Source organism: Pedobacter psychroterrae (genome assembly GCF_004331695.1).
Lineage (GTDB): Bacteria > Bacteroidota > Bacteroidia > Sphingobacteriales > Sphingobacteriaceae > Pedobacter > Pedobacter psychroterrae.
In genome coordinates this window covers 1,319,611-1,338,453 of record NZ_SJSL01000001.1, presented here as the reverse complement: position 1 = coordinate 1,338,453, position 18,843 = coordinate 1,319,611, and the positions used below count along the sequence as shown (strand labels likewise).

Annotated in this window: 15 protein-coding genes; 8 read left to right on the top strand and 7 right to left on the bottom strand. The window is 46.3% G+C overall.

The genetic code is table 11. The features are described from left to right. On the bottom strand, nt 1-1,227 hold the full coding sequence (locus EZ437_RS05865) for a GDSL-type esterase/lipase family protein (protein WP_205942649.1): 1,227 nt from the start codon (nt 1,225-1,227) through the stop codon (nt 1-3). Between the two features lie 594 nt (nt 1,228-1,821). Here EZ437_RS05865 and EZ437_RS05860 point away from each other — a divergent pair. Together EZ437_RS05860 and EZ437_RS21705 are read left to right on the top strand one after the other, a co-directional pair. Beyond that, a complete protein-coding gene (locus tag EZ437_RS05860) occupies nt 1,822-2,547 on the top strand; it encodes a virulence RhuM family protein (protein ID WP_205942648.1) in 726 nt (241 codons plus the stop codon). Beyond that, entirely contained in the window at nt 2,483-2,815 is a 333-nt protein-coding gene (locus EZ437_RS21705; protein ID WP_205942647.1) for a type II toxin-antitoxin system death-on-curing family toxin, read from the top strand. Before EZ437_RS05860 ends, EZ437_RS21705 begins: the two co-directional genes overlap by 65 nt. Before the next feature lie 366 nt (nt 2,816-3,181). Here the strand turns inward: EZ437_RS21705 and EZ437_RS05855 are convergent, their stop codons facing one another. The 4 genes from EZ437_RS05855 to EZ437_RS05840 all read right to left on the bottom strand — a co-directional run bounded on the left by EZ437_RS05855 (nt 3,182) and on the right by EZ437_RS05840 (nt 6,812). Then, on the bottom strand, nt 3,182-3,658 hold the full coding sequence (locus tag EZ437_RS05855) for a DUF4625 domain-containing protein (RefSeq protein WP_131594165.1): 477 nt from the start codon (nt 3,656-3,658) through the stop codon (nt 3,182-3,184). A gap of 23 nt (nt 3,659-3,681) precedes the next feature. After that, nucleotides 3,682-4,092, bottom strand: a complete 411-nt coding sequence (locus EZ437_RS05850; RefSeq protein ID WP_165500350.1) for a DUF4625 domain-containing protein — start codon at nt 4,090-4,092, stop codon at nt 3,682-3,684. A 94-nt stretch (nt 4,093-4,186) separates the two neighbouring features. Then, on the bottom strand, nt 4,187-6,406 hold the full coding sequence (locus tag EZ437_RS05845) for a TonB-dependent receptor (RefSeq protein WP_131594162.1): 2,220 nt from the start codon (nt 6,404-6,406) through the stop codon (nt 4,187-4,189). A 94-nt stretch (nt 6,407-6,500) separates the two neighbouring features. Then, entirely contained in the window at nt 6,501-6,812 is a 312-nt protein-coding gene (locus tag EZ437_RS05840) for a hypothetical protein (RefSeq protein ID WP_165500349.1), read from the bottom strand. A gap of 147 nt (nt 6,813-6,959) precedes the next feature. On the opposite strand from EZ437_RS05840, the gene EZ437_RS05835 reads away from it, so the two are divergent. After that, a complete protein-coding gene (locus EZ437_RS05835; protein ID WP_131594158.1) occupies nt 6,960-7,373 on the top strand; it encodes a Fur family transcriptional regulator in 414 nt (137 codons plus the stop codon). Here the strand turns inward: EZ437_RS05835 and EZ437_RS05830 are convergent. Then, nucleotides 7,370-7,732 carry a winged helix-turn-helix transcriptional regulator gene (locus tag EZ437_RS05830; protein WP_131594157.1) on the bottom strand — a complete coding sequence of 121 codons (363 nt, stop codon included), beginning with the start codon at nt 7,730-7,732 and terminating at the stop codon, nt 7,370-7,372. The genes EZ437_RS05835 and EZ437_RS05830 overlap by 4 nt on opposite strands. An 86-nt stretch (nt 7,733-7,818) precedes the next feature. On the opposite strand from EZ437_RS05830, the gene EZ437_RS05825 reads away from it, so the two are divergent. Beyond that, complete coding sequence (locus EZ437_RS05825; protein WP_131594156.1) at nt 7,819-8,697, top strand: NAD(P)H-binding protein; 879 nt, start codon at nt 7,819-7,821, stop codon at nt 8,695-8,697. A 12-nt stretch (nt 8,698-8,709) separates the two neighbouring features. On the opposite strand, the gene EZ437_RS05820 is transcribed toward EZ437_RS05825, so the two are convergent. Beyond that, nucleotides 8,710-11,469 (bottom strand): substrate-binding domain-containing protein, encoded by a 2,760-nt coding sequence (locus EZ437_RS05820; protein ID WP_225869505.1) that lies wholly within the window; start codon nt 11,467-11,469, stop codon nt 8,710-8,712. 281 nt (nt 11,470-11,750) lie between these two features. Here EZ437_RS05820 and EZ437_RS05815 point away from each other — a divergent pair, with 281 nt between their 5' ends. The 4 genes from EZ437_RS05815 to EZ437_RS05800 are packed head-to-tail and all read left to right on the top strand — an operon-like array spanning nt 11,751 to nt 18,821. Further along, nucleotides 11,751-13,082 carry a sugar porter family MFS transporter gene (locus EZ437_RS05815; RefSeq protein ID WP_131594154.1) on the top strand — a complete coding sequence of 444 codons (1,332 nt, stop codon included), beginning with the start codon at nt 11,751-11,753 and terminating at the stop codon, nt 13,080-13,082. 12 nt (nt 13,083-13,094) lie between these two features. Beyond that, nucleotides 13,095-13,991, top strand: a complete 897-nt coding sequence (locus EZ437_RS05810) for a carbohydrate kinase family protein (RefSeq protein ID WP_131594152.1) — start codon at nt 13,095-13,097, stop codon at nt 13,989-13,991. A gap of 11 nt (nt 13,992-14,002) precedes the next feature. Then, a complete protein-coding gene (locus EZ437_RS05805) occupies nt 14,003-17,083 on the top strand; it encodes a SusC/RagA family TonB-linked outer membrane protein (RefSeq protein ID WP_131594150.1) in 3,081 nt (1,026 codons plus the stop codon). 19 nt (nt 17,084-17,102) lie between these two features. Next, a complete protein-coding gene (locus EZ437_RS05800; RefSeq protein ID WP_131594147.1) occupies nt 17,103-18,821 on the top strand; it encodes a RagB/SusD family nutrient uptake outer membrane protein in 1,719 nt (572 codons plus the stop codon). Nucleotides 18,822-18,843: the final 22 nt, after the last annotated feature.

Below are 18,843 nucleotides of genomic sequence, written 5' to 3'. Positions count from 1 at the left end.
TTACTTTACTGTTACGATTTGATATACGATTGACTTTGGTGCACTGGTTAAATAAATTTGATTTTCCAGCCAAACCATAATACATCCTAAGTCAGCCAAACCCTCCTTATGTCTACCTTGCTCATAAGCTCTGAAACCAGTGATATAAATTTCATTCCAAGGACGGTATTGCTGAAAAAACAAGTCATTCTTTTTCTTAATCAAATCACGGACCTGCCCTGCTTGATCAAAAACACCACGCTGCCTAATTTCTACGCCGGCCTCCCAACTTTTTGCTGAAGCAGTAATTATGGGTGCACTATCTGCTGTTAAAGTATAAAAACCTTTCTTCAAGCCAGTAATTTTTATGGTTCGCTTCTGCGCTATTTCAGGCAATTCAGCAGCTGGTAGGGGCAATGGTAAATAAGACTCTTCTATCGTAAATTTCCTTTGTTGAGCTTCTCCAGGGAACATTTTCGCAGGTGCTACAACCTCAAGGCCTGATTTCACGACCTGGATATTTACTGCCTGAGCTAGCGAAGCCAGGCCTAATCCCTGCTCCAGTGCGGTAGCCAAAAGGTAGTATCCGGCTTCATTTAAATGAACGCCATCCTCGGAGATCTTTGTTTGCTTTTGAAAATTGGCCATAGGATTGTATATGTTAATAAACTGCTTTTCCCGAGCCTTAGCAACATCTGCAATAGCGTTGGTATAAAGCTGTAAGTCTTTATTTCTGGATTCCAAAACATCAGCCGGTATCCCAGAAAATACCGGAATAGGAGATAGCAAGATCGCTTTAGCGCCAAGTTCATCGGTTTTATCCAGCAACTTATTTAGACCTTCCTTAAACTTATCCCGCCCAGCTTCGCCATCTTGCGACTCTACGCCACCATAAGCTATAAATATTACCGTAGGCTTGGCAGCGATGATTTGCAGCATTAAGGTTTCGTATGCTGTTGGAGGATTGGTAAAATGGCTACGTGCTTGTCCAAATACATTATCACCTTCCCAACCAAGGTTGCGGAAAGTCACTCTTTTATCTGGCCAACGCGTAGTTAGCGCAAATTCCAGGTAACCATTTTTATCGCTCTCAAACAATGAATTGCCCAGAAAAACGACACGATCACCATCCTTCAATTCAAATCCCCCGTCCTTGCCGGCTTGGTTTTGCGCCAGGACAATAAAGGGCATCGTAAAGAACAGTAATAAGACATAACCAAACTTGGTCGACAGCGTTATCTTTTTCATGTATAGTTTTAAGTAATTTCCTCAGAAATCATTGTTAAAAATGCGGTTTATATAGGTCGCATAATTGTACAAAAAACTTTTCAGATTATCACCCTCTTCTGTAGTTTGCCGATTTTAACTAAAATCGGGAATGCTACTGAGTAACGGTTCGTCTCGGTAAATGAATGAGAAACCCCGCAAGACTTCCCTGTACAAATTTAAAAGAATATTGTGATAGGCAAAATTTGCCATTTCCTATCGATTAGTTAAAACTACTAGGGCTGTCTTAAATTTCGTTTGTATTTTTAATGTTAACTTTTTCTGTCCTAAAGTTTAAAAGAGTTTGAAATCCCTCTCGTCGAGATATTTAAAATCATTCCTCCTGACCAAGGATGTCAATATCATATGCACATAACTTTTTGAATCGTCCGCCGTTAAAAGCAAATATGTGTCACATAGCACATTTGAAAAACGTAACAATGTTCTGAACTAAAAATCATTATATTTCATTGATTTTCAAATATTTGCGTTCAATAAATTAGTTTTGGAAACGTGTTTTTATTAACTAAATCTACATAAGTTTGCCGCAACTAATTATTCATAAAAACCGGCAAAATGCAAACTGATCAAATTATCATTTACCAAACCACGGACGGACAAACAGCAATTGATGTAAAACTAGAAAACGAAACCATTTGGCTTACTCAAGCGCAGATTGTAAGTCTCTTTAAGTCAAGCAAAGCGAACATCAGCGAGCATTTGAAACACATCTACTCAACAGGTGAATTAGAGGAAACATCAACTGTTCGGAAATTCCGAACAGTTCAAAAGGAAGGAATCAGAGAGATAACTAGAGAATCAAATCATTACAATCTTGATGCAATTATTTCACTAGGCTACCGTGTGAACTCCAAACGAGGCACCCAATTCCGCATCTGGGCCAACAAAGTCCTCAAAGAGTATCTCATCAAAGGTTACTCCATTAACGAAAAGCGTTTAAAAGATCAGGCAGAACAACTGGCAGACTTGAAAAACACAGTTGCCCTCTTAAGTAACGTCATCGAAAACAAGGAACTAACCTCTGACGAGGCTACAGGCTTATTAAAAGTAGTTACAGACTACACTTATGCCCTGGACATCCTCGACAAGTATGATCATCAGCAATTAACCATAGAGGGAACGACTCCCAACGAATTATTCATTCTCAATTACATCGACGCCAAACATGCAATACACGACCTGAAAGACAAATTCGGCGGCAGTATGCTTTTTGGAAATGAAAAAGACGATTCATTTCAAGGATCTATTGGAGCTATTTATCAAACTTTTTGGCGGCGATGATCTTTACCCCAGTGTAGAAGAAAAAGCCGCAAACCTGCTATATTTTGTTGTAAAAAACCACTCATTTTCAGACGGCAATAAACGTATCGCTGCTTACCTCTTTGTGTGGTTCATGGACAAAAACGGAATACTTTACGCCATTGATGGCTCTAAACGTATTGCAGACAATGCCCTTGTTGCACTCACTTTGATGATCGCCGAAAGCAAAGCTGAAGAAAAAGACATCATGGTAAAAGTGATTGTGAACCTGATCAACTCGAATAATTAAAACAATATGCATTTTTTTGTGCAATAAAAACAACCGGATACAGATAGAAAGGTACCTCGTTAGCTTGAATCCAATTTGAAATATAAAATCCAATGAAAAATCAACAGATCACAGTAAAGGGAATCGAAATTACAATCATACTTGATTAAAATTTTCGCACAAAAGCTGTATGTGTTCGCTCTGCGTTCTCTATTGGGTAAGGGTAAACAGGGAGTATGCAGGGGCTTGGTTCGGCCACAAGGCTGTCAACCCCCTAAATAATCTGTGCGTAGCCTCAGGCAAGACCCTGGAAGAAGATACCGCAGAGCAAACACGGCATCATTAAGAGAGGCTCTCTTTTTCAGAAAGCCTCTTGTATAGATTTGATTATTCAATTTTAATGCTCAGTCCTTTGATGGTCTGCCATCCTTGCTTGTCAGTCAACCGGATCAGAAAATGATAATCCCCAGGATCTATATCTGCTGGAACACTAATCTCCGCATTGGTCTGGAAAGATTGCAGTCCTGCAGCAATTGGAAAACTTCTGATCAGTAAAAATGGCTTAACTGCGTGCTTTACCGGGCTCATAGTACAATCGCTGACTTCCGTACTATGCGAATGGTGGTCAAAGTTATGGTGTATATCAACACTCAGCGACCCGAGCTCAGCATTATCTGTGAGCAAGGCCCGGAAGGTAAAGCTCTGCCCACGCTTCAGCACACTGCACTGTTTGGGAAATGCATCCTGGATGCTTACATTGATCTCGGGATAGCTGGTGTCTATCGGTTCAGCCTTTTCCTTTTTGCAACTGCTAAGGGCTGACAGCAAGATCGGCAACAGACCAATCAGGGTTAACTTCTTCATAGATGTATCGTATTGTTAAGGATTTATTTGTTTTTTATTTCCAGCTGCGATTCCACTTCTGTAACGTTTCCCTGCTGATCTGTCACGCTCAGGTGGATGTGATACATTCCCAATGCGGCATCTGCCGGAATATCAATGTGCTTATGGAATTCTGCATTCTTCTGTCCTGCAAATCCTTCAGTATATTCCTGCTCATGCTCCCATCCTCCATCGGTCGCGGGATGGATTTCCAATGTTACCTTCGCAATGTTTGCTGCGGCAACGATGGCTGCCTCAATGTGGATATCTGTACCTGGGTAGGCAGTTTTGTTGTTTTCAGGTCCCACTTCCAACCCGGTGATGGTCGGGCCGGCAAGTTCTACCTTGTCCTTTTTACAGGCGGCAAATACGGAAACGAGCAGGAATAATGCGATAAAGATTTTGTTGTTTTTCATGTTGCTTTTGATTTTTGTGTGCGTGTTAGATTGTTTGTAGGTAATTGTTTTCATGTGTTTAAGTTGCTTAATATAAAAGGTGTCGTATTGGGATTTATTTAATTTTAAATGGGACTTGTAAGGACAATACGATGTTCCTGCCCTGTTCCGGCAGTTCAATCAGCCTGTAAAAACTGGTATGATTGAGGTATCTTGTGTCAAACAGGTTTTGTGCTTGCAGACTCAGCATCAGCACCTGCTGCCCAAGCTGTAGCCTGGTGCCCGCCTGCACGTTTACCAGTCCGTATCCGTCTGTCTTCTTCTCAGGCGGAACGATGTTTGACTGAGCGGCAACGAGCCGGTAGTCCACCGACAGATAGCTGTCTGCCAGCGTAGTGCCGGTCTTTGGCGACCAGGTCAGGTTGATCAGTCCGGAAGCGGGTGGAGAGAAGGGCAGTGTATAACCTTTTTTATCTCCCGAAAGCTGCCTTGCATACAGGTATTCCCCCAGAAACTCGGTACTGAAAGCATTCGAGATCTTGTATTTGACGGTCAGTTCTGCTCCGTACCGCATCACTTCGCTCTGCGCATATTGAAATACCTGATTGCCGGCCCCGTAATAATAATCATGCTCCGGCGTAGGGTTCAGATAGATATAATTGGAAAAGTAATTGTAAAAGGGGCTCAATTGCAGGGACCAGCGCGGGCTTGTCCAGCTCAGGCTCAGGTCTGCCTGGTAGGACTGTTCCGGTGATAAATCTGCATTGCCGCGCTCATAGCTGAAGTAGTGATAGTTTACCCCATTGGCACCCAATTCTTTAGCTATCGGCATCCGGAAACTCTTGCCGATATTGGCTTTTATGGCCAATTGTTCAAGGTTATAATTGAGGCCGGCAGACCAGACCAGGCTATTGAAGGTACGCTGCAAATCTGCTGCGCGCGTCAGTTTCTCTCCGTTGCCTGTTCCGCTTTCAGCGGAACCAGACACAAACCAGTCGGTATATTTGTACATACTGATCCGGGCATGGTCATATCTTAAGGCCCCGTGCAGCAATAGCCTGTCGGAGACACGGTACTTATCATAGGTAAACAGGCCGACAGCAGATTGCTTAAAGGCAGGCACTAGAAAGGTCCAGCCGCTAATGGAATTGTCCTGATAGTCTGCATTTACACCCACGCTGAGCGTATGATTGCCCAGTGTGATTTCATCGCGCAAATTCAGACTATATACTTTCTTATCAAACTGCCGCTCCAGATCAGATGCCATGTTTAGGCTATCGGGCAGTCTGGAGGGCATATATCCATGATTGACATATTGACTATACTCCTGCCTGAAATTGCGCTGAAAACCTGCTTCCAGGTCAAACTTATGGTGATTCCATTGAGAGGTATTACTGCTGATCAGCTTAAAATGACTTACTTGCTGATAAGGCGGTTGTATATCGCGACTGGAAGCATCATGAAATTCTTCGTCTACCCGTCGCGGCTCCAGCCCATGGGCATTAGCAAAAAAACCGCTTGTACTGTAAACATTGCTCAGGTAGACAATGGAACGAAACTGCTTTCCAATATACCCTGTATTTAAATGAAGCGCTTCTTCCCTGCCGGCAGTGTTGCGCAGCTGCTGTTTGTGCAGGTTCACCGCATAGTCATACACATACACCCGATCGGCAGGAACGCGGTAATCGCCATAATTCTGATACGTGAACCTTGTATCAAAAAACCAGTGTTTTTGACGGCCAAAGAGATTAGCAGAAGTGCCGTACAAATGGTTATTGGACTTACCGATCAAGTTTACAGAACCCTGCATTGAGTGCTCGGCCGGTACCATCAGGGGCTTCACATTGATGACGCCTGCAATGGCATCAGCGCCATAAATGAAAGAGGCAGCACCTTTAATCAGCTCCACATCGCCTGCGGCAAATTGGTCAAGCTCCAGACCATGATCAGCTCCCCATTGCTGCCCCTCATGCTTCAGGCCTTTTTCTACAACTACTATACGATTGAACCCCAGGCCACGGATCAGTGGCTTGGATTGTCCAGACCCTATACCTATGGTTTTAATACCTGGCAGCCGCTCCAGCGTTTTCATGAGGCTGCCACCAAGGTGACGCTGGATAAACCCGCTGTTTACCACTTCCAGGTTGAGGGATTCTTCCTGCTTTCTGAGGGACTTGGTATTGTCATGCACAATTACCTCTTTCAGTTGCCGCGCAGGAAGACCTTCCAATGTGCTTCTGGAAGTGTCAGTTTTAATCCGCTTGACCGACTCAGACTGGGCATACAGGGTAGCAGAAAGTAATAAACTTAAAAAAAGGATATAAAAGATCTTCATTAAAGACGCTGTCAATGATACATTCGTCCGGAAGGCAGTATGAAACCACCTCGTCCGAAATAATAAATGGATTAGTTATACAGCTGAATAGCTGCTAAGAAAAAGCGAAAATGGAAGGAGGGCCTTTATTGGTAAAGCCCGGCAGCGTAAATGTGTAGAAAGTAATAGTTCCCGGAACTTGCTTGGCAAGGGGAAAGGATAAAACCAGGTGCATCCGCTGCTGGCTTGGCTTTAGAAATTCCTTTTGCTGGTTTCGGGCAAGGAAGTCACAGATCTGGCATTTTTCAATAGCCTGGCTGAATGCGCTAGCATCAGTTTTGTTTAAGTGAACTTCCTCATGGTGAACATGAAATAGTGGAATGGCAGAAATGGACAGCACCAGGATCACCTGTAACAGTGATACCATTCGGTATAGGCGCGGCCATATGTGTAATTCTTTGTTCATTATAACGCATCAAAGTTGCATATAAAAACTCTTATACGCAAGGATATTTGCAATATTGTTGCAAAGAAGGTCTTTATTGATTAAATTTGAGCTAGGAATTATTATCTAATGGAAAACTCTACTGAGCAAGTCTTAAAGAAGCATGGATTAAAAAACACCAGGCAGCGCAATGTGGTGCTGGAAGAGTTTTTTAAAAGCAACAATGCGCTTTCACAGCCGGAACTGGAAAAACGCCTGAAAGGTGAGATGGACAGGGTAACGCTTTACAGGATCTTGAGTTCATTTGAAGAAAGCGGCATTTTGCACAGCATACTTGACCGGCAGGGAACGATGAACTATGCCAGCTGCAATGCTTCCTGCTCTGCGGCACACCATCATGATGAACACCTACATTTCAACTGCGACAACTGTCATAAGATCTTCTGTCTGGATGTGAAAATACCAGCGGTCAATCTGCCAGCGGGCTTTCAGGTAGCTCAGCTTTCTCTCACGGCCACGGGCTTGTGCGATACTTGCAGCTAATTATTGCCTTTGGCCATATCATCCAGGCCCCATAGCGCCATTGCATCCAGCACTGGCTGTAGCCTTGCCCCTGCAGGGGTAAGGGAATAAGTGACGAAAGGCGGCACAACAGGCTCTGCCGTCCGCAGCACCAAATTATCTTCCTGCAATTGTTTCAGATGCTGGATCAGCATTTTCTCTGTGATCTCCGGTATAGCCCGCCTCAATTCGCTGTAGCGCTTCTGCCCTGTGCTGAGATGGTACAAAATAATGGGCTTCCAATGCCCGCCTATCTTGTTCATCACATAGGTAACCGGACAGGAAATGGCCGATATCTGCTTGTTAAAATTGCGGGTAGAACTCTCTTTAATGGCTGTCATGATACATACTTTGGGGTAAGTACTTGTATAAAAGTAAGTACAAATATACCTTTGTTGTCGACAATTAAAAAATAAATCCTAAAAACATGAAAATTACACTAACAGGTTCTCTAGGGAACATAAGTAAACCACTTGCAGAAACATTGGTAGCTGCCGGCCATGAGGTAACTGTGATTACCAGCAATGAAGATAAGGTTGCGGCCATTGAAGCTTTCGGAGCAAAAGCAGCAGTAGGTTCCGTAGAAGATGTCGATTTCCTGACCGGGGCGTTTAGCGGTAAAGATGCGGTATATACCATGGTGCCGCCAAACTTTGGCGCGGCAGACATCAGGAAATTCATCGCTTCTGTGGGCGAAAAATATGCACAGGCCATTCAAGCTTCCGGGGTGAAACAAGTGCTAAATTTAAGCAGCATCGGCGCACATCTGGATGGCGGAACGGGTCCTATTGCAGGTTTATACGATGTAGAGCAGACTTATGCGAAATTAGAAGCCGTAGCCATCAAACATTTACGCCCCGCATATTTCTATGTGAACTTCTATGGCAGCATCGGCATGATCAAACACGCAGGCATTTTAGGTTCAAACTACGATGCGGAAACTCCGCTGGTACTCGTGCACCCGAATGATATTGCGGCTGCAGCGGCAGAAGAATTACAACATGGCTTTACAGGTCATAGCATCCGTTATGTAGTCAGTGACGAAAGCACTGCTGTTGAGGTGGCCAGCGTTCTTGGTGCTGCTATTGGCAAACCTGAATTGCCTTGGGTAGAATTTAACGATGAAGATACGCTGCAGGGAATGATTCAGGCAGGACTACCGGAAGTAATGGCAAAAAGCTATGTAGAAATGGGCGATGCGACACGGAGCCGCAAACTGTTTGGCCATTATTTCGATAACAGACCGGCAACATTGGGCAAGATAAAGTTGGAAGATTTCGCCAAAGAATTTGCACAGGCTTTTTAGCAAAGCGCTTGATCAACTGCTCTTCTTAAATTCTGTAGGTGTCATACCATATTTCGCCTTAAAAATGGTAGAAAAGTAGGTTGGTGAGGAAATACCCACTTTATAACTAATCTCGGCAACGGAATAATCTTCGTTGCTGAGATAATACTTGGCTTTCTTGAGCCTTCTGTTTAAAATATAATCGGTGACACTGCAATTGAGCAGGGCCTTGACTTTGCGGTAGAGCTGTACCCTGGATACACCTATCACCTTGCTGATCTCATCTACGCTGAAGTGCTCGTTGCCCAGGTTCTGCTCCACCAGTCCGGCAAAATCATTCAGAAACTTTTTATCGATGGTATTGGCAGTGGTCTTCCTGCTGCCGGGAACTGAGATGTCGCTGATATAATGTTCTTTGAGCATGGCCCTGTTCCTGATCAGGTTTTCAACATTGGCCTGCAGATACTCAAAATTGAAGGGCTTGGTAATGTAGATATCGGCATGGCTCTGTATACCGGTGATCTGCTGTTCCATACTGCCCTGTGCCGTGAGCAGGATTACGGGGATATGTGAGGTGCGAATGTCTGATTTGAGCTGGTTAGTAAATGCTTTGCCTGAGATACCGGGCATCACGATATCGGAAATGATGAGGTCCGGAACTTTTTCAAAAGCCAGGTTCAGCCCCTCATTTCCATCCGTAGCGGTAAAGATCTCATAGTCGCTTTCAAACTTGCGGCTCAGGTAGTCCAGCAATTCGACATTGTCTTCGATGATCAGTACAGACTGGTCCTTGATGAGGTCCAGGCCTGCCGAAACATTGCCGGCAGGCTCTTTTTCTACAGCCGTGGTATAGATCTTCATCTCATCATAGAGTCTTACGCCCTGGCTTTGCTGAGGGATCTTTTCCTGTGCACTGAGGTGCTCTTCGCCCAGTGGCAAGCGCAGGGTGAATACCGTGCCTTCCCCCTTTTTGCTGCTGGCGCTGATGGTACCTTTGTGCAGCATCATAAGTTCTTTGGATAAGCTAAGGCCCAGCCCCGAGCCCCTGCTGTAATTGGTGTCTGACTGGTAAAAGCGGTTAAAGATCTGCCCCAGTTCTTCTTCGGTCATACCCAGCCCATTGTCTGATACTTCAATGATGGCTTCCGTCTCGGTGCGGCCCAGGGCGATATAGATCCGGCCATAATCGGCCGTAAATTTCAGCGCATTGCTGAGCAGGTTGAAGATTACTTTATCGAGCATATTGACATCAAACCAGACCAGCTGCGGGTTTTCACGTACGATGAGCCGGAGATCAATGTGTCGTTTGCCTGCATTGTGCCTGAAACTGTCGATGATTTCTTTCAGGAAATCCAGCAAAGGATTGGCGCTGGCATGGAGCTTAAATTCTTTATGCTCGATCTTGCGGTAGTCCATCAGCTGGTTTACCAGCCTCAGCAGCCGGTATACATTCTTATGGATCAGGTTTAGCTCTCTGCCCGCCGCTGTACCTGGCTTTTCATTTTTGAGCAGGTCTTCCAGGGGCGACAGGATCAAAGTGAGCGGTGTGCGGAACTCATGCGAAATATTGGTAAAGAAGTTCAGCTTGGCCTCAGTAGCCGCTTCGGCCTTTTCAGACATCTCGATCAGCTGGTTTCGCTGCATTAGGATCTCCTGGTTCTTGTGCTCCAGGCTTCTGTTGATCTTGCGGTTTTCGAGCAGGGCATGAAAAGCAAGCCCGCCAAACACCACCGCCAGCACAAGGGTGATGACAATGAAATTGAGTACCAGGCGCTGGTTCTTGTAAATCTCAAACTGGTCGGCCAGTAGCACCTGCTGCCGTTCGATGTCATTTTGCTGACTATTGATGCGTGCCCACTGCAATTTCATCAGTTGCACATTGCTGCTGTCGATGATCAGACTTTGCAGGAGGTTTTCTTTCTGAAAACTCTGCCTGCCCAGAATCCTGAGTGCCACGCTGATTGCTTCCTTGCCTCCCGTAGGGTACAACACACTTGCTGTAAGCATACCTGAACCTACCATATCGAGCCCTCCGCCCTTCCCGGGCAGGGCATCTACACCGACGACTTTTATACCGCTGTCCAGGCCCAGCTGCCGCAGCACCTGCCTGGCACTCCGGGCCATCATATCATTATGGGCAAATATGGCACTGACATCCTTTAGCTTGTCCTTGTTCCGGAGCAGTTCACGGGCAGTATTCTCAGGAAGCCAGTCGCCATGCAACTGTGCTGAAACCTGCACACCAGGATGGTTCCTGATAGCTTCCATCAGTCCGCGGCCCCGCTCTATCGCCGGAGAAGAACCAGGCAGGCCCATAATTTCCAGAATATTGCCCTTGCCTTTTAATATGTTTACAAGGTATGATCCCGCCATCTTGCCAATCTGGTAGTTTTCGGCGCCTATATAGGCCGTATATAAAGAGGAAGAAGTCTTGCGGTCTATGACGACTACCGGGATCCCCTTTTTATAGGTTTCCTCCACAATTCCTGTCAGCGGCAGCGCCTCATTGGGAGAGATGATCAGGATGTCTACTCCCTGACTCAGCATATCCTGAACCTGTGTGATCTGCCTGCTGCTGCTGTTATTGGCATCGGCATAAATGAACTTGCTGTGCGGATGCAGTGACAGCTCCATTTTCATTTCTTCCAACATGGTTTGACGCCACAGGTCTGAGCCCACGCACTGCGAAAACCCGATGGTGTATTCGGCCTGCTTCGGCTTGTTGGAACAGCCGGCCAGCGTAATCAGCAAGGTGGAAAATAGGATCAGGAAAAAGATGCGGGACCTCATCATAGGAAAGAAATATTTGGCATATCGCTTTAAAGCTATAGAATATCTGCCTGATTTTAAAATGTCTGCTCACAGGTGGGCATATGGAATGTAACGAGCATGAAAGAATCATGTAACAGGATTTAAAGCCGGGAAATCTGCTCATCATTTACTCATCGCAAACGACTGTTTTTCAGTGATTTAATAAATGACCTATTTTTTAAAGAATTTGAAATGATATTCATAGCACCTGCTTTGGTTTTAGCGCCATATTGCCATCCTTAACCATTTATAAATCAATCTTCATGAAAAAGAATTCCGTACTTGCGTGGTCGGTAGTAGTAGCTTTAGGAGGCTTTTTGTTTGGCTTTGATACAGCAGTTATCTCAGGGGCAGAAAAATCAATTCAACAATACTGGAACCTCAGTGTGTTTGAACACGGGCTCACCATCTCTATTGCTTTAATAGGAACAGTGATCGGTTCCCTGCTGGGTTCGAGGCCCTCCGACCGTTTTGGCCGAAAAAACACTTTATACTTTGTAGCAATTGCCTACCTGCTTTCCTCGCTGGGTACGGCAATGGCCGACAACTGGTCTATATTTATGGTATTCCGGTTTCTGGGTGGTCTGGGTGTAGGTGCGTCATCGGTAACCGCCCCGATCTATATTTCAGAGATCTCCCCGGCCGACAGGCGCGGAAGGCTGGTAGGGCTCTTTCAGTTCAACGTGGTACTGGGTATCCTGATCTCTTACTTGTCCAACTACCTGATCAGTCAGGGAGGTGAAACGTCATGGCGCTGGATGCTGGGGGTGCAGGCGGTACCTTCACTGATCTTCCTGATCCTGATCCGCTTCATTCCTGAAAGTCCGCGCTGGCTGATCCTGAAAAAAGGTGCTTACGACAAAGCGCTGGAGATCCTGCGCATCATCAACCCGCTCAACTGTAACCAGGAGCTGGAGGCCATTAAGCAATCGGACAAACTGGGCGGCAGCACCAAAAACAGCGAAAGTTTGTTTTCGGGCCAGTACACTAAACCTGTGGTTTTGGCCGTGCTGTTTGCCTTCTTCAACCAGGTATCGGGGATTAATGCCATCATCTATTATGCCCCGAGGATTTTTGAAATGGCCGGACTGGGCGCGCACTCCTCTCTGTTATCTACCGTAGGCATCGGATTGATCAATTTTGCTTTTACGCTGCTGGCCCTGAATTTCATCGACAAGGTGGGCCGCAGGGCATTGATGCTGATCGGATCGGTCGGACTCATCGTATCGCTCTTCCTGGTAGCCTTTACTTTTTATACGGAAACCTTCAGTGGCATGGCTATACCGATATACATCATGGTATTCATTGCTTTCTTTGCCTTTTCACAGGGTGCTGTCATCTGGGTGTTCATCTCAGAGATCTTCCCCAACCAGGTGCGGGCCAAAGGCCAGACGCTGGGCAGTTCTACCCACTGGGTAATGGCTGCGCTGATCGCCTTCTGCTTTCCCTATCTGGCCGAAACACTGGGCGGTGCAGTTACCTTTTGTTTCTTCGGCACCATGATGGTGCTCCAGCTGGTGTTTGCATGGCGCTTTATGCCCGAGACAAAAGGAAGGTCGCTGGAGAACATGGAAAACAACATCATCTTACACTAAATACAGGAGATCATGAAATCAGGAGCACATACCGCAATTTGTTACGGAGAGATCTTATGGGACGTATTACCGGATGGCCCGCAACCGGGCGGAGCACCGCTCAACGTGGCCTATCACCTCAATAAAATGGGCATAGACACCAGCCTGATCAGCAGGATTGGTAACGACAGCAACGGACGCAAGCTATTAGCACTGATGGACCTCTGGGGCATTGACAAAAACCTGGTACAAACAGATGAACAGCATGAAACCAGCCAGGTGCTGGCCCGGATGGGCAATGGCAACGAGGTAAGCTATGAGATCGTGTACCCGGTGGCCTGGGATTTCATCGGCAAAGCCGAAGAACTAAACGAGCTGAACAACTATTTCGTTTACGGCAGCCTTGCTTCGAGAAACGATACCTCCAGGGATACGTTGTTTACACTCTTGGATACCCCGGCGATCAAAGTATTTGACATCAACCTGCGCCCGCCCTTCATCAACCGGTCGCTGCTGGAAGTATTGCTTGGCAAGGCAGACATCGTAAAGTTCAATGAGGCCGAGCTCGACATGGTACAGGTAATGTTTAAGGGTTCCTATGAGGCGGAAGCCAGCAAGATCAAATTTATACAGGCGCATTTTGACATTCCTGAAGTCATCGTGACCAAAGGTGAGTTTGGCGCCTCCTACTATAAGGGCGATGAAGCCCATCACATCTGGGGCAGCGAGATCAAGGTGACCGATACCATAGGCAGTGGTGATTCGTTCCTTGCAGCTTTCATTGCCAATCACAGCAAAGGTCTCCAGCCCAGGGAAATATTGAAGAACGCCGTAGCCATGGGAGGGTTTATTGCAACCAAAAAAGGAGGCTGTCCGCAATACCAGCTGTCTGAATACATCGAATTTAAAAACCAAATATTTAAACCATAATATAAACGATCATGAGAAAATTCTTCTTGTTATTTTACTTGCTGCTGCTGGCAGCAGGCGAGAGCTTTGGCCAGTCCAGGGTCATTAGCGGAAAGGTCACGGACAATGAATCTGTCCCGCTCGAGGCGGTGACGGTGATTGTGGAAGGCACGCAGAGATCCGTGCTTACCGACCAGAACGGTGGCTTCCGGATCAGTGCCGAAAACGGCCAGGTCCTGAAATTTGGCTATATGGGTGCTGCTCCATACAGCTATACCGTGACGGCAGATTCGCAGAATATCATCATTAAGCTGAATGTGGCCACCACCAGTCTGGACCAGATAGTAGTGACAGGTTATCAGAAAGAACGTAAAAAGGACATCACCGGCGCGGTGAATGTGGTAGATGTAAAAGCCATCAAGGACATTCCTACGGGAAATCCGGTGAAGGCTTTGCAGGGACGTGTGCCGGGGGTGTTCATCACCACCGATGGTTCGCCCTCAGGCGGTGCTACGGTAAGGATCAGGGGTATCGGAACATTGGGAAACAATGATCCGCTTTACGTGATAGACGGCGTGCCTACAAAAAGGGGCCTGCAGGAGCTGAACCCCAACGACATTGAGTCGATCCAGGTACTGAAAGACGCCTCTTCAGCTACCATCTATGGATCAAGGGCCGCAGCAGGCGTGATCATCGTCACGACCAAAAAAGGTAAGGCCGGCTATTCCAGGGTAGACGTGAATGTTTCAGGATCTCTACAGAATTATGCGACGAAACTGCAAACCCTGGATGCAGACGGAAGAGGCCGGGCCTACTGGCAGGCTTCAGTAAATGACAGGCTGAACCCCAATAACCACCAGATCTACCAGTTTGACTGGAACAACGATTTTAACAACCCATCGCTCAACAGCATCATTTATCCTGAATTTATTGATGCGGCAAAGACCATGAGACCTGCCAATACCTACTGGTATGACCTGATCTCTCAGAATTCAGTGATCCAGTCGTACGATGTAGCGGTAAGCAATGGCACAGAAAAGAGCAATTCGCTGTTTTCCCTGGGCTATTACCAAAACAAAGGTATCGTTAAATCTTCTAAAAACGACAAACTGACCAGCAGGATCAATTCGGACTACAACCTGCTCAATGCGAAGCTTAAGATTGGAGAAAACCTGACTGCAAGCTATATCAGGAATGCAATCCCGCCAATTAATGACATCCTGTTTACCTCATTGGTACAGCAGCCGATCGTTCCTGTACATACAGCAGACGGCGGTTGGGGCGGCCCTGCTTCGGGCATGACCGACAGGCAGAATCCCGTAAGGCTGATAGAAGACAACCGTCAGAATGCCAGTCATTTTTTTCGCGTACTCGGAAATGCATTTGCAGACTACAACATCATCCCGGGCCTGAACCTGAGGACAAGCGTGGGAATAGACTATGACGGAACGTATCAGCGGGTGCTGCGCAAGTCGTATACTTCAGGTTTCCTGTCGGACAAGACCAACCAGGTAACCAATAGTCAGGGCTATGGCGGAAATATCATCTGGCAGAATACGCTGAACTATAAGGTGACTGAAAAGAAACACCAGGTAGAGGCGCTTCTGGGGCATGAGCAGATCAAAAACATCAGCCAGGAATTCTCTGCCAGCAGGCAGGGCCTGGCACTGGAGAACATCGATTATGCTTACCAGAATGCAGGAACAACCAATATATTAAATGGCGGCAGCGGCTCGGGAAGTTCCCTGCTTTCTGTATTCGGAAAAGTAAACTATGTGTTTAACGACAGGTATATCGCTTCTGCCACACTGAGGCGGGATGGTTCATCCCGGTTCGGGCAGGACAACAGGTACGGAACATTCCCGGCATTTTCTGCGGGATGGCGGGTAAGCCAGGAGGAATTTATGAAAAAGATCTCCTTCATTTCTGATCTTAAATTGCGCTATGGCTGGGGAAAATCAGGCAACCAGGAGATTCCGGACAATGCCAACAGGGCTTTGTACCGGGCTATTTATGGCCTAGACCCTACCTGGGATTTCGATTCGGGAAGTGCGTACGACATCACCGGTGGCGGTTCGGGACAGCTTCCTTCAGGCTTTACCCTGATCCAAAGGGGCAACGATGCGCTGAAATGGGAATCACTTGAAGAGCAAAATATCGGTATAGATTTCGGCTTGTTTGCCAATAAGCTGACAGGATCATTTGATTATTTCATTAAGGAAACGTCAGATATATTGATCAGTCCAGCCTATCTGGCCGTGTTGGGTGACGGAGGTAATATTTACATCAATGGAGCAACCTTGAAAAATAAAGGATTTGATGCCTTGCTGTCTTACGACACTAAATTTTCTGAGGACTTCTCGATTAACCTGACCGGTAACTTTTCTAAATACCGCAATGAGGTAATTAAGCTGCCCAAAGAAGTACTCACCTCCTATCCGGGCAATGGTACGGACAAGAACATCCTGGGCAGACCGGTGAATTCATTCTTTGGTTATGTAGCAGATGGATTGTTCCAGGACCAGCAGGATGTGGATACACATGCTGAGCAACCGGGCAAGGGTATAGGACGGATCAGGTATAAAGACCTCAATGCGGATGGGCTGATCAATGATAAGGACAGGGATTATCTGGGTGATGCCGGGCCTAATTTTACAGCCGGTCTGAATGCCTCCTTTACTTATAAGAATTTTGATCTTAGCTTTTTTGTGCAGGCGATACAGGTTAAAGTAGTAAATGATTTTAAAACATATACTGACTTTTCTTCTTTGTGGACCGGAACAAACTGGGGCAGCAGGACTTTAGATGCCTGGACTCCGTCGAATTCTTCTTCAGACATTCCTGCATTGACACTGGTAGACAACAACAATGAAGGCCGGTTCTCCACTTATTTTATAGAGAATGGTTCCTACATTAAGCTGAGAAACCTGCAACTGGGTTACAACCTGAAAAACGTGTGGAAATCAAAGGTTCAGAACGCCCGGATCTTCCTGCAGGGCAGCAATTTACTAACCATTAAGCACAAGTCCTTTACAGGACCTGACCCTGAAATTCCAAATTATGGATTCCCGGTGCCGGTGATCGGAACGATCGGCTTGAACATAACCTTATAGACCAAATAAATAACAGAATATGAAACGATTAGTATATATACTGGCAATATTCCTTGTAGGCTTCAGCAGTTGCAAAAAGGCATTGGATGAACCTGGACAGGGTGTGATCTCGGGAGATGACCTGAACACACCTGAAAATGTAGACAAACTGGTTATTGCGGCCTATTCTTCTTTGGGCAATGACCATTATACCGCTCCTTACTCAAGTATGTGGCCTTATGGCAGCGTGCGTGGTGGCGACACTTACAAAGGTGGCGACGGGCCGGGTGATCTTTCGGAATTTCATTTGTTTGAAACCTTTACCGCAAACCGTGTAGACAATGGGCTGATTGACCAGCTATGGTTCAGGCTGTATGTGGGTGTAGGCAGGACCAATGAAGCGCTGCGACGGGTAAATGCCATTGCAGATGCAGATTATCCCAAAAAAGCGGAACGTCAGGCCGAATTAAGGTTCTTAAGGGGGCATTTTTATTTCCTGCTGAAGATCCTGTTTAAATATGTGCCTTATCTGGATGAAACTATTGCGAAGGAAGATTACCCCACGATATCGAACAAGGCCCTGAGCAATGAGGAACTCTGGACAAAGATCACCGAAGATTTTACGGCGGCAGCGGCAGCCCTGCCACCAAGCCAGACTGATGCAGGGAGACCGAACCAGTATGTGGCGAAAGCTTACCTGGCAAAGGCCCAGCTCTACCAGGCCTATGTACAGGACGAGAACAATGGGGTAACTTCGATTAACAACAACCTGCTGAACGAAGTACTGAAGCAGTGCGATGCCGTGATCGGTTCGGGTAAATATAGCCTGAGTGATGATTTTGCTGATAACTTCCTGTCGGCCAAAGAGAACGGCCCGGAGTCGGTCTTTGCCATACAGTACTCCAAAGACGATGGTACGCCAATGGGCAGGCTGGATTATGGCCATGTATTGAACTATCCGATGAACCAGGACTATGGCTGCTGCGGCTTTAACGTACCGAGTCATGACCTCATCAATTCATTTAAAACGGATGGAAGCGGCTTGCCCATGTTCAGCACCTACAACAATGCAGATGTTGCGGCTTCCCTGGATTTTAAAACCGGGACATTTGATCCTCGACTGGACCATACGGTAGCCAAACCAGGAGCTCCTTTTAAGTACAAGACCGACTTCATTTTTGAACGTTTCTGGGCCAGGGCACCAGCGGTATATGATGCTTTTGCCAGTTTGAAAGAAGCCGTGACACCGAATGATCCTGCATTTAAAAAAATCCCGCCCTTTATGTCGAGTTCAAAGAACTGGCAGATCATGCGCTATGCAGATGTCCTGCTTTGGAAGGCTGAGGCACTGATAGAGCTGGGCAGGCAACTGGAAGCAGTTCCCCTTATCAATCAATTAAGTGCGCGTTCAGACAAAAGCAAAGCCCTGCTGGTGATGGCAGACGGGAAACCGACTTCTAACTATAATGTGAAATTGTATGTACCCGGAGTGAATTGCGACTGGACCCAGGACTATGCACGAAAGGCCCTGAGGTTTGAAAGGAGGATTGAATTTGCTACCGAAGGTTACCACTTTTTCGATCTGGTACGCTGGGGTATTGCTGCTTCAACAATGAATGCCTACTTTAATATAGAAAAAACAAGGGCGACACATTTGTCGACCGCTAAGTTTACTGCTGCCCGTGATGAATATTTCCCAATTCCGCTAAATCAAGTTAACTTTAGCTCTGGGCTGTATGAACAAAACAAAGGCTGGTAATCTCTCCCTTTTTAATTAAAAC